The 12,200-nt window shown below is 40.1% G+C and carries 7 protein-coding genes; 4 read left to right on the forward strand and 3 right to left on the reverse strand.

The window, feature by feature from the left end; translation table 11 throughout:
* Window positions 1-623: 623 nt before the first annotated feature.
* The 3 genes from NT175_07675 to NT175_07685 all read left to right on the forward strand — a co-directional run bounded on the left by NT175_07675 (window position 624) and on the right by NT175_07685 (window position 6,231).
* Entirely contained in the window at window positions 624-1,709 is a 1,086-nt protein-coding gene (locus NT175_07675; GenBank protein ID MCX6234589.1) for a S8/S53 family peptidase, read from the forward strand.
* 23 nt (window positions 1,710-1,732) lie between these two features.
* Window positions 1,733-4,657, forward strand: coding sequence for a S8 family serine peptidase (locus tag NT175_07680; GenBank protein ID MCX6234590.1), 2,925 nt, complete (start codon window positions 1,733-1,735; stop codon window positions 4,655-4,657).
* An 86-nt stretch (window positions 4,658-4,743) separates the two neighbouring features.
* On the forward strand, window positions 4,744-6,231 hold the full coding sequence (locus NT175_07685; GenBank protein ID MCX6234591.1) for a T9SS type A sorting domain-containing protein: 1,488 nt from the start codon (window positions 4,744-4,746) through the stop codon (window positions 6,229-6,231).
* 29 nt (window positions 6,232-6,260) lie between these two features.
* Here the strand turns inward: NT175_07685 and NT175_07690 are convergent, their stop codons facing one another.
* Together NT175_07690 and NT175_07695 are read right to left on the reverse strand one after the other, a co-directional pair.
* A complete protein-coding gene (locus tag NT175_07690; protein ID MCX6234592.1) occupies window positions 6,261-7,484 on the reverse strand; it encodes an energy transducer TonB in 1,224 nt (407 codons plus the stop codon).
* Window positions 7,485-8,060 carry a sigma-70 family RNA polymerase sigma factor gene (locus NT175_07695; protein MCX6234593.1) on the reverse strand — a complete coding sequence of 192 codons (576 nt, stop codon included), beginning with the start codon at window positions 8,058-8,060 and terminating at the stop codon, window positions 7,485-7,487.
* 240 nt (window positions 8,061-8,300) lie between these two features.
* On the opposite strand from NT175_07695, the gene NT175_07700 reads away from it, so the two are divergent.
* Window positions 8,301-10,706: a TonB family protein gene (locus NT175_07700; protein ID MCX6234594.1), complete on the forward strand. Its 2,406-nt coding sequence runs from the start codon at window positions 8,301-8,303 to the stop codon at window positions 10,704-10,706.
* Window positions 10,707-10,847: 141 nt separating this feature from the next.
* Here the strand turns inward: NT175_07700 and NT175_07705 are convergent, their stop codons facing one another.
* Complete coding sequence (locus NT175_07705) at window positions 10,848-12,185, reverse strand: YihY/virulence factor BrkB family protein (GenBank protein MCX6234595.1); 1,338 nt, start codon at window positions 12,183-12,185, stop codon at window positions 10,848-10,850.
* Window positions 12,186-12,200: the final 15 nt, after the last annotated feature.

A 12,200-nucleotide genomic window follows, 5' to 3' on the forward strand; every position in this document is an offset into this window, starting at 1 on the left:
CGTAGCAATGCCTCCAACAATAAGAATAGAATGAAATTATATATACATAAGCTATATTTGTGGTGCCAAAAGAAATTTTGAAGCTCTTATTTTGTTACTAATGAATGATATACAAAATTCAACTGTTAAAGATGAGTCTAACATACTGATTAACTTTATGCCCACCATCAAAGGCACCACGGAAAATGTTTTTTTACCTGTGATATTTTTAGATTACCGTCATCAAAAGCTGGGCTATTAAAGTATACCATACCTGAGTGTAAATCGTATTGCCATTCTATCCATAAAATCGTATTCGGTAAATAAAGGTAAGGCTAAGGTGAGTTTGTTAACTGATTTCATAAAATTTTATCATTGATTATTAGGGCTTTATGAATTTTTTTTCATTTTGTTGAAAAATTTTTCACTTTTTGCTCCGACCTTTTTGGGTGTTTTGGTATAAATAAGTATATGGAGTAATGATAAGGGTCACTATATGGTAGCGAACCCCTTTCATGTATTAAGAATTAAACAAAGTGATCGGGAGTAAATATTTTCTGTTCTTTGAATTTCACTTTTAAATTTCTCATATGCTTATCATAGGTCAGTAATTTATTGTCAAACCCTTTCAAATCTTTAAAGCCATGAAAACACTAATCAACACATTGAATTCAGCATCGTTTATTAAAATTTATTTTTTATTCAGTCTATTGACTGTTATCAGTTTTTACCATTATTCTTTTGCTCAGACTGAATATGAACACGGCATTTTATGGGTCACCATTGATGATAAGGTCAAGACGGATGGTGACTCGCGAACAGATCAGGTCAGGATCAACAGGATATTTGACCGCTATAATGTATACTCTTTTAAACAAGCGTTACCTTTTACCAAAGAAGAATCATTGTTAAAGATATATGAAATCTTATTCAATGGAGATGACACCGGATTTTTACAGGACATCGTAGATAGTTTATCTGGTTTACTGTCTAAACCTTACCAAAGCAGGATAAGTGTTCCGCTTTATAATCCTGCAGATACTTTTTGGGTATTTCACAGCAACGACTGGATGTGGCATTTAAAGAAAATACAAGCCGATAGTGCATGGGACATTACAAGGGGTGATAACCAAATTAAAATTGCCATTATTAATTTTGGTTTTGATCCTTCACATCCGGATCTGAGTACACAGTTGTTAAATAATTATGATCCTTATGATAGTACATTCTTTGATCCTATTAGTGCATGGAGGCCGGGCCACGCAACAACTGTTGCAGGTTTTGTTGCAGGACAAACAACAGATAATAATACTTTGCAACCCCCTGGTGCTTATTATTGTTCTATTGGATATAAAACAAAACTAGTTGGTTACCAGGCAGGTTTCTCAACCCAATTACTGACAAAAGGATTACATGCTTCGGAAGTAATGAAAGCAGATATTTTAAATTTGTCATGTCATGGTGGATGTCGTTTAGATACAACTGGTTATGAGAGAACGATTGTAAAAAGAATTCTTGACAATGGTACAACAATAGTTGCTTCTGCCGGAAATGGTTTTTGTCTTGGCTGTTATTTTAATGGCATTAAAGATACGTTATGGACATTATGCGATAGTGTACCATCAAACTTTCAGCATTTCAGTCCAAATTTTCCTTTTTCACCAATATATGATAGCCGGATAATCATCGTCTCAGGAACAGAAAAAATGACAGCTTATCATATCATATAGATGATTCAACACAAGAAAAAATTGTGGATAGAACCTTGTCATATTTTCCTGAGGTTGATATTTGTGCACCAGGACATGAGCTTATGGGGCTAAAGACAACCCATTTTGACAGTACAACCATTAATCCATGGCCTTTTTGGGAAGGATTTGGCGGCACCTCATTTTCCGCTCCAATAGTATCCGGTTTATGCGGGCTTATTAAATCCATAAATCCAGTTCTGAATCCTGCTCAGGTTCAGGATATCATCAAAACCACCACCGATCCAATAGTAGATGCTGAACTATACGAAATTAACGGGCAGAGTCAAACTGGAACAGGGAGGATAAATGCCTATAAAGCCGTTCAAAAAGCCGATAGTACATTAAATAACTATAATATCTATAATGGTCAGAACATAACCTGGACCGATACGGTGTATGTCAGGAATTATATTAATATTCAGCCGGGAGGACGGTTGACCATCAAGTCCTTTGTTGGATTCAACTCCAATGCCAGAGTAGACGTTCAAAAGGGCGCTAAACTGATTATCGATGGTGGGCACCTGAGTGGGCCATTCAACAGTTTATGGTGGGGCATCGAAGTATGGGGTGATCCCAAACAGGTTCAGGATACAATACATCAGGGCATGGTGATCATTAAGAATAACGGCATCATCGAAAATGCCCGCATCGGAATAGAAACCGATAATTCAAAGTCATCACCTTCTAAGGGAGGAGGAATAATTATATGTAACAAAGCTGTTTTTAAAAATAATATAATAGCAGTCCTGTTTAAAGAGTATAAGAATGAGAACATCAGCCTATTCAATAAATGCGATTTTATAACCACTCAGGAATTGAATGAAGGGGCGAAATTTGACTGTTTTGTCGAACTCAATGGAGTGAATGGCATTAATTTCATGGGCTGTTCGTTTGAGAACACCAGAAATCCAAACAGTTGTGATTTGGAGGAAAGGGGAATAGGCATCAATAGTTTTGATTCCCAATTTGGGATGAATCAGACCTGTAACACAAACGTAGTACCCTGTTCGTGTTATCGAAAAGATACGCTGAGGGGATTATTTTATGGTGTCAGGGCATTAGGCGCCAGTCCGGCAAAAACCTGTGTTATTCGCCATTCTGTTTTTGACATGAACAAGACGGGAATATATCTGGGTGAGGTCGATTATGCAAGCATAACCGAAAATCAATTTTATGTGAAACCTATCCCGGGAGCGAATATTGAGGAGGAGATATTGGGAGGATTATATTTGGATCAATGCAACGGTTACCAGGTTGAGGAAAATAATTTTGAACCGGATAATACACCAGTTCCGCCTGGTGGTGGTACACGTGTAGGACTGGTTATTAACAATTCCGGGCCACAGCCCAATGAGATTTATAATAACTACTTTAATCATTTATCGTATGGGACGCTGGCGCAAAACCAAAACCGGAAAAATGACGGTTCAGAAGGTTTGCAAATAAAATGTAACGATTATGACATCTGTGAATATGACATCGCTGTAACAGCCGAAAGTACAGGCAATGAAATAGGTATAAAATATAATCAAGGATCAGGTTTTAATGATCCTACTGCCCCGGCAGGAAATACATTCAGTTATACTTGGCAAAATGACACCAGCGATTATACCAATACTTGCAATGATATTAAATATTGGTTTCATAAAAATAATCATGGATATAATATCATTCCGATAAATCGCTCACCCTCTGTTGATACGGCCTCAAATAATCAAAATCCATTAACTTATAAAAAGGATGAAAGTTGTCCATCTAATCTTAATCCTGGAGGCGGTGGTATCGAACAAGATAAATTAGCAATGAATGCATTCGAACAAAAAGCCGACTCTGTGCAGAGTTTACTGAACCTTTTGTTAGACGGAGGAGATACGGAAGCCCTGAATATAGGTGTTCAAACCAGTTGGCCAGATGAAGCTTATGAGATATATGAAGAGTTATTAAGTGTCTCTCCCTATCTTTCAGATACAGTTATGGTCAGTGCTGTTAATAAAGAAAATGTATTATCCTCCGCAATGGTGACTGATATTCTTGTTGCCAATCCACATTCTGCCAAATCAGATACAGTTATGCAGACAGTTGATAATAGAATGTATCAGTTATCCGATGACCAACGAGCTGAAATTGAAGAAGGTCAGTTTATAATAAGCGCTAAAGAATCTTTGGAATCCAGCTTGTCTTACTATGAGGCAGAACGATCTTATGCATTTAACAGTGTAGTAAGATGGTTCCTTAATGACACAAATAATGTATCATCAACAGACAGTATTATACAGTATTTAGAAAGTGAAAATAAACCGGAAGCTAAATATGCCCTGGCTTATGAATATCTTTCTCTGGGTGATTCTTCAAATACGATAAGTGATTTAAACTCAATCCCTGAAATATTCAATCTTTCCACAGAACAGATGGAGCAACACCAGAATTACATGTTGTATTTTAATTTACTTCTTAGTTTATCGGCTCAGGGAAAAAGTATTTTTGATGTTGATTCCACCCAGATTGATTCTCTTTATCAGCTTTTAGATCAATCATCAGGGCAATTACATGCTTATATCAGAAATATTCTGATTTCTATCGATACGCTGACTTACCATGAACCATACATTTTCCCTGAATCAGGTACAAAATCTACCAGAGTTTTAAATAGATTTGTTCAAAAAAAGCAGGAAGAAAATTCCCTGAAATTATATCCCAATCCTGCTTGTGATTATGTTGTTATGGAGTATAAACTAAAAGAATGGCCAAAGGAAGCATTGATTCATGTTTACAGTATTGAAGGTAAATCCTTGGGAGTTATAATTCTAAGAAAACCAATGGATTATCTGGTAATAGATACCAAAGATTTTAAAAATGGACTATATTTGTTTCATCTTATTGTGGGCAACAAAGCACAAGATTTTGCCCGACTGATCATTCATCATTAAAAGATGTTTTCAATTCCATACTATATTGATTAATTAAGAGAATGTCAAATTACAAATACTGGTTGCTTAAAATTTCTATCTTATTCATGCCTTACTGTACTCTATTGCAGGCACAGACTTATTTCAATGTGAGATTTGGTTATAGTACTGTGAATAATTCGGATGCAGCAAAATCTCTATTAGAAAATGATAGCGGGTATCTTGTGGCGGGGATGACAGGAGCATATTATATAGGAGTGGCTAACTTCAATACATCCGGCGATATGCTTTGGACCAAAAAATGGGGTAAGTCATATTCTCAATACTGGTTAGGTGATCCAGGCAGCTTTATTCAATCAAAAGATATGGGTTACACGATGTTTGGAACATATAAAGATTCTATCGTAAAAGATGCAGCATTAATGATCAAACTTGATAATTCATTAGATACATTATGGACAAAAATCTTTTACGATACTATCAATAATCCACCCTATTATTACTTTTATTTGTTTCAAGGTATTCAAGAAAGCTCACACCATTATACAGCATGTGGTGTGAAAAAACCATATGGAGGTCCAAGTCTTATTTGGTTGGTTCATCTAAGTAATAATGGAAGTATCATTTGGAATAATTCATTTGGTTTTAGTACCTGGTACTACAATGGTTATAGTGTAATACAAACTTCTGATGGTGGTTATGCCATTGGTGGTTTTCGTTTTTTGATTGGTAATGACAACTCCGGGGATCCTATCGTAATCAAAACCGACAGCCTTGGGAATCAACAGTGGATGAAAAATTTAGGTGGACAGTATAAAGATAACAAAGCTATGATTTGTCTGGACCAAGATGGGAATATTCTGATGGGGACAGTATATGCAGACACAATGTCAGGAGACGATCCACATAGCCGGATAAATATTGTTAAGCTCGATAATCAGGGGAATGTGATCTGGAATAAAAAATATGGAGAAACCCGGATTTATAATTATTTATTGAATATACGTTGCCTGCCAAATGGCGATGTTATCGCATGTGGCTCTGCCCCTGATAATTTTCCCCATATTGTCGGCTGGATATTAAAGATTAATAATGATGGTGATAGCCTATGGTACCGTGAATATGATATTTTAACCGGTTCACAAAGCAGCAATGAACTTTATGATATCATTGGGACCTCGGATAATGGATTAATTTCATGTGGTTATTTATGGCCTCATGAGCCAGACACCGGTTCCGAGGATGCATGGGTGATAAAGTTGGACAGCCTGGGCTGCGAAGGTCCTGATGATTGCTGGGTCGGAATGGAGGAAAAACCGGAGGATGATGTGACAAACGAGGAGTTATGGGTTTATCCGAATCCGGCAGCAGATAAGGTGATTGTGCGATGGCCGATGGCCGATAGCCGAGTTCCGAAGGAGATGCGGCTTATTATTTATGATGTTTTAGGTACGAAGGTGAAAGAAATCAATATACCTGCCGGGCAAAAGGAGGCCCGGCTTGATGTATCAACCTGGCATGAAGGATTGTATGCTGTTATTTTAATCGAAAAAGGGCAAATAGTTGCAAGGGAAAAGGTTGTTGTGGTGCATTAAAAAATGAAGAGGATAACCTGATATTTGGTTTACTGAAGATCGAATTTGATTGGGAGATTGTAAAGTACTTTTACTTTTTTACCGTGATGCATTCCCGGAATCCATGCAGGCATGGATTTTACGAGGCGGATCGCTTCGTCATTACAACCGGCACCGAGCCCTTTTTCAATCTTTATATCACTGAGAGAACCATCGGCGTTGACAATAAAAGACACTATTACAATTCCTTCAATTTGTTGCTGAATGGCTTGTCGCGGATAGTGCAGGCTGTCGCTCAGGTAAGTGAAAAGAGCTTCAACATCACCCGGAAACGACGGCATCTGATCCACAGAGGTATATATTCCCCTTTCTCCTTTCTCTCTTTTTGCATTGGATTCCTTTGACTGATCACCAGCATCCTGCTGTATTTCGTACATAACTATTTTGGAACTTGGTTCTTCCGTTTTTAGGGCATTCCCGCTTTCGTTCAATATATTTTTTTGCATCTGGGATTCCATATTTAAAACAAGTGAGGAGTCGGTGATGCGGATATTCGTTTCTGCCAGTGAAACCGGGATAGATTCCGAAGGTTGAACGACTGATACACCGGCAACCACCATTTCACGTTCTACTCCGGCAGCGGAAGATTCCGGCTGGGTGATGGCCGCTTCGCCATTTGATATATCCTGCCTATTTTCTGCCGTCTCACGCACAGGAGCACCAGTTTTAACGGAACCCCCAGTACCTTTCTCTTTATCAGGTGAAATCATGGCCAATGCATCTTTTCCGGCTGATTCGGAGATTTGTGTCAAACTTGTTACCGGAGGACTTGATTCAGGTAACATCTTATTATCTGACACCTGAATGGAATCATGTAATGCAGCCAGATTATCCTGTGATGTCTTTTGTAACCGGAAATAAAGGGAGAAGAAACCAATCAGTATAATGATACAAGCAGCAGCGGCAGTAAAGTAAACCCAGATGCGACGTGAAGAACGAACCTGTATATGTCTTAATCTGACCCGCGGCCTTGCATTGGCATGCTCTGTGACTTGTTCCTTTAATGAGCTGATCGTTTCGTGGAGGTGCTGTTGATCGTCAATCAGTGCCAACCCTTCCAATGCTTCGGAGCAGAGAGTACAGGAGGAGAGATGGTTTTTTACGGCAGCCTCCTCTTCCGATGAGAGCTTGCCAATGGAGTAATCCTGAAGAGCCTCCAGCTTCAGGCATGCCGACTCATTAAAAAGATGTGCTGTATGTGATTTCTGTGCCATTTAATTGCTTAATATGATTTTCAGATTGCGCTTGCCGTTCTGAACATGACTTTTAACCTGTTTAAGGCTGTAGCCGGTGATCTGTGTTATCTCAATGTAGGATTTCTTATGTAAATAGAACAATTCGATACAGGTCTTTTGTTCTTCATTGAGGTGTTTGACAGCTTCCATCATTTTATCTTCAATAATGTCAGGAACACCATCAAGATGCTCAACGTCGGCTGATTCCATAAATTCATCAGGCAGATTTTCAAAAGATATTGCTTCCGCTCTGGCTTTTCGCAGCTCCATCAGGCAATAATTCTTTGTCACCGTGTGAAGCCAGCTTTTAAAATTTTCGACATTATGCACATTGAGGTCTTTAAAGAGGTTTTCAAAGATCTGCATCACGGCATCCTTTGCTTCCTCTTCATCCTTTAAATACTTCATGCATACTCCAAAGACCAGATGTGTATACCTGTTGAATAATTCGCCGATGATGTGCGGGTTGTTCGATGAGCGGAACCGGGCGATGAGATCACTATCGGTTTCAGGGAGTGTATTCTTTTTACTGAACAACTTTGACCTGAGGAACATACCGCTGAAAGAGTTAGAGGTGACTTGGTCAAATTGCCCGCAGCTCGCTTCGGAATTTAATCCAAAGTATCGCTGGAGCGGTATTTCGCAGAGCTCAATTTGCTCTGGGATTCATTCCAATTGATTACAAAGTTAAACAAAGAAGGTGCATAGTGCCGGAAAGATTTTTATGGAAAAAATTTCAGTTCTGCATCTCAATGTTGTGTCATTCAATTTCAGTATCATTAAAAACCTACAAAAATGGAAACAAAGATTTTTTCAATTCAGAAGTTCAGAATGTTTTTGTTGATCATTATCGGTATTTTTTCGATCAGCAGTTCTGTTTTTTCGCAAGGCGGGTTCATCGGTGTGTATATGCCTGACACAACAGACAGAACCTTGTCGCCATACTTTTTTGTCAAGAGTGATGATCCGGCATTGGATCAGTTACCAATGAAATCTACCTCTGCGGTTGTTGACATAGCCGGAGTTATTGCTGATGTAAAGGTCACCCAGATTTACCGTAATGAAGGAAAGAATGTTCTGGAGGCGGTTTATATCTTTCCTGCATCCACGCGTGCTGCGGTTTACAGCATGAAGATGACGATAGGAGAGCGCACGATTGAAGCAAAAATAGAAGAACGGCAAAAAGCCCGGCAGGATTACGAGGAGGCAAAGAATGACGGTAAAAGTGCTTCCCTGCTCGAAGAGGAACGACCAAATGTTTTCCGGATGAATGTAGCCAATATCCTGCCTGGTGATGAGATAAAAGTGGAAATGTGCTACACGGAACTGCTGATACCTGATAAGGGAGTATATGAGTTTATGTATCCAACAGTTGTCGGACCGCGCTATTCAAATATCCTGAAAGAAGAGGCTCCGGCAAATGAGAACTGGATTGCCAATCCATACACTCATAAGGGTGAGAAACCAAGTTATAGTTTTAATATCTCATTGAATATTCAGTCAGGTATGGCTATCAGGGAGGTTCGGTGCACATCACACCAGGTGGATATCGGTTACCCGGATACCAGATCAGCAGCAATTAAATTAAATCCTGGTGATCAGTCCCGTGGTAATAAAGATTTCATCCTGCAGTACAGGCTGGCAGGAGATAAAATCGAGTCGGGATTGCTTTTATTTGAGGGTGAAGACGAGAAATTTTTTCTTGCCATGGTGCAACCTCCGGCAAAGGTCACTGAAAGTCAAATCCCTCCGAGGGAATACATTTTTATTATGGATGTATCAGGATCAATGAATGGCTATCCACTGGATATCTCCAAAAAACTGATGAAGGACTTACTCAGCAATCTCCGGCCGGGAGACCAGTTCAATGTCATGTTGTTTTCGGGCGGGTCCAGAGTATTATCCGAATATCCATTGCCTGTTACACCTGAAAATATCCATAATGCTATTGACCTTATCGATCTGTCAGACGGAGGTGGCGGCACGGAGATCGTTCCGGCTTTAAAGCGGGCTTTTGAATTAAACAGGTCCGAAAACTTTGCGCGGAGTTATATTATCGCTACCGATGGTTTTGTCACCGTGGAAAGGGAAGTGTTCGACCTGATCAGGACAAACCTTTCCAATGCCAATTTTTTTGCCTTTGGCATTGGCAGTTCTGTGAACAGGTATTTTATTGAAGGCATTGCGCATGCAGGCATGGGAGTACCCTTTATCGTCACCAATCCGGCTGAAACCGATCAACAGGTTAAGAAGTTCAGGGAATATATCGGAACTCCGGTAATGAGTCATATAAAAGTTACCTATACGGGTTTTGATGTATATGATGTCGAACCCCTGTCAATTCCCGATGTGTTAGCTCAACGGCCTGTCATTATTTTTGGAAAATGGAAAGGAACAGCGGGAGGGAAGATCGATTTAACGGGATTAACAGCCAATATGTGTTTTACATATACGATAGATGTTAAAAATTCCAGCCCCTCAGCCAATAACCGGGCATTGAAGTATTTATGGGCAAGGGAAAGAATACGCTTACTGGATGATTATTCAGGTGCAGACAATGCTGATAATGAACGTGATAAAGAAATATTGGATTTAGGATTGAAATATAATTTGCTTACAAGGTATACGTCGTTTGTGGCTATTGACAAAGAGGTAAGAAATACCGATGGTAAGGTCACTACTGTAAAACAACCATTGCCAATGCCCGAAGGAGTGAGTGATTATGCGATCGGTTTTGAGAGTGGCTCCGGATCAGCCGGAATAATGAAATGTGTGGGTGGTATAGCAGCGCCAATGCTTCAAGAGGCAACTGGGATGTTTACTGCAGGTAGAAGCAGGGACTACGGGAATGTCAGCCATGGCAGTGAAGAAACTGAAGATTCAGACATGCTATATACAATTACTGAACAGATGCCCTCATTCAGCAAAGATAGGCTGACATTTGATGAATACATCCGTCAAAACATGGTTTATCCCTGGCCGGCAAGGGAACAGGGCATTGAAGGTACGGTTACTGTCCTTTTCATAGTTGAAAAGGATGGTTCTGTTACCAATATTGAAGTGACAGGAAGCCTGGGCTATGGGTGTGATGAGGAGGCAATACGGCTGATAAAAATGACAAGTGGATCCTGGGAGCCGGGAATAGACAATGGAAAACCGGTGAGGGTGCAAAAAACAGTATTAGTGGAGTTTGGTTTATAACAATGGACTTGCCACGTCATGAAGATGTGGCAAGTCTTTTTTTGCAACTTTGTAGACCTTTTCAATAGCCATAACTATGCAATACAACTTCAGCGAAGTTATAAATTGTAAAAATACAAATTGTGTACAGGATGGCTGAAGCTATAAATCTTTCAGCAGGACATTCTCCGGATGGTTTTCGAGATCATGGCGGAATGCAGCAGTCGCCTCCTTAAGACGGGCATATTCTTTTGATAATGGCACTGGAATGTGATCTTCACCTTTTCTATCAAGAATTTCCACTATGGACTGGACTGTCATGGTGTTGATATCTCTTGCCGGCTGATAGGCACGTTCTTTATATTCTGATGTATAGGTTTCGGAGAAGATCCCGCACTCTGCCAGTTCATATGTCAGGGTGCTGGCGATACGGACCGGTATATCCAGTGCATGAGCAATTTCGTTAATGGACATCGGTTTTTTCCCTTCCACAAAGTTTCTGATGATCCGGTGCGCTATCAGCAGTGATAACAATCGGCTGTAAGAGTGACTGATGGTGGAATGTCCCATTTCGTAATCAAATTTTTCGACATTCTGATTGGCATAGGATATCTCCGCTCCGAGGAGGACAATATACCAGCTAGTCTGCAACCACAGGAGGAACAGGGGCAGAGCGGCGAAGCTCCCGTAAATGGCATTATAGCTTGTGACGCCGATCTGGAATCTGATATATATCCATTGCACGACCTGGAATAGGGTTCCGGCGACAATTCCTGCCAGGAGAGCGGATTTAAACTTCACTCTTGTATTGGGAATGACCATATAGAGGATGGTGAGCAATATCCATATAAGGACATAGGGAGCCAGTTGAAGAAGAAAAAGTGCCACATCTCCGACATATTCTACGAATTCAGAGCGTCCTGAAAGGGTACTAATACGTGTTGTGAGGTAAACAGTTGAACTGCTAGCGAGGATCATCATCATTGGCGCCAGTAGGAGAAGGGCAAAATAGTCACTGAATTTGCGGGCCATTCCCCGTGATTTTTTCACCTGCCAGATATCATTGAATGTTTGTTCAATGACGCTCAGCACCCTGATAACGGCCCATAAAAGAATGATCAGGCCTATACCGGCGACAATCTCACCGCTGGCACTTTCCAGAGCCTGTTTAGCTGTCAGAACGATCTGATCGATCACCTCTTTCTGGAATGAGAAGTTGGCATAAATTAATTTTTCGAGGTATTTTTCAATGCCAAAACCTTTGAAGATTCCAAATAAAATGGCCAGCACAGGAACGAAGGCTAGGAGGGAAAAGTAAGTTAATGCCGATGCTCTAGAGGAGATACGCTCTTCCTGCAGGCCTTTGGCCACAATGAGGAGCATGCGTATCTGTCTGAAGAGGAATGATTTCCGCCGCGGTAAGGCTTTAAGAGGAATTCTCCATATCTCTTTTTGCAGAAAATTCAGAATCCATAACAAATATGCCTTAAGTCTTTTCATGCTGAATGGAGGTCA

It is taken from the genome of Bacteroidota bacterium, assembly GCA_026391695.1.
Taxonomy (GTDB): domain Bacteria; phylum Bacteroidota; class Bacteroidia; order Bacteroidales; family JAGONC01; genus JAPLDP01.

Bases quoted from the DNA above. Each gene is read 5' to 3' on its own strand.
- NT175_07700 (MCX6234594.1), top strand. From the start codon at position 8,301: ATGGAAACAAAGATTTTTTCAATTCAGAAGTTCAGAATGTTTTTGTTG.
- NT175_07705 (MCX6234595.1), bottom strand. From the start codon at position 12,185: ATGAAAAGACTTAAGGCATATTTGTTATGGATTCTGAATTTTCTGCAA.
- NT175_07690 (MCX6234592.1), bottom strand. From the start codon at position 7,484: ATGGCACAGAAATCACATACAGCACATCTTTTTAATGAGTCGGCATGC.
- NT175_07675 (MCX6234589.1), top strand. From the start codon at position 624: ATGAAAACACTAATCAACACATTGAATTCAGCATCGTTTATTAAAATT.
- NT175_07685 (MCX6234591.1), top strand. From the start codon at position 4,744: ATGCCTTACTGTACTCTATTGCAGGCACAGACTTATTTCAATGTGAGA.
- NT175_07695 (MCX6234593.1), bottom strand. From the start codon at position 8,060: ATGTTCCTCAGGTCAAAGTTGTTCAGTAAAAAGAATACACTCCCTGAA.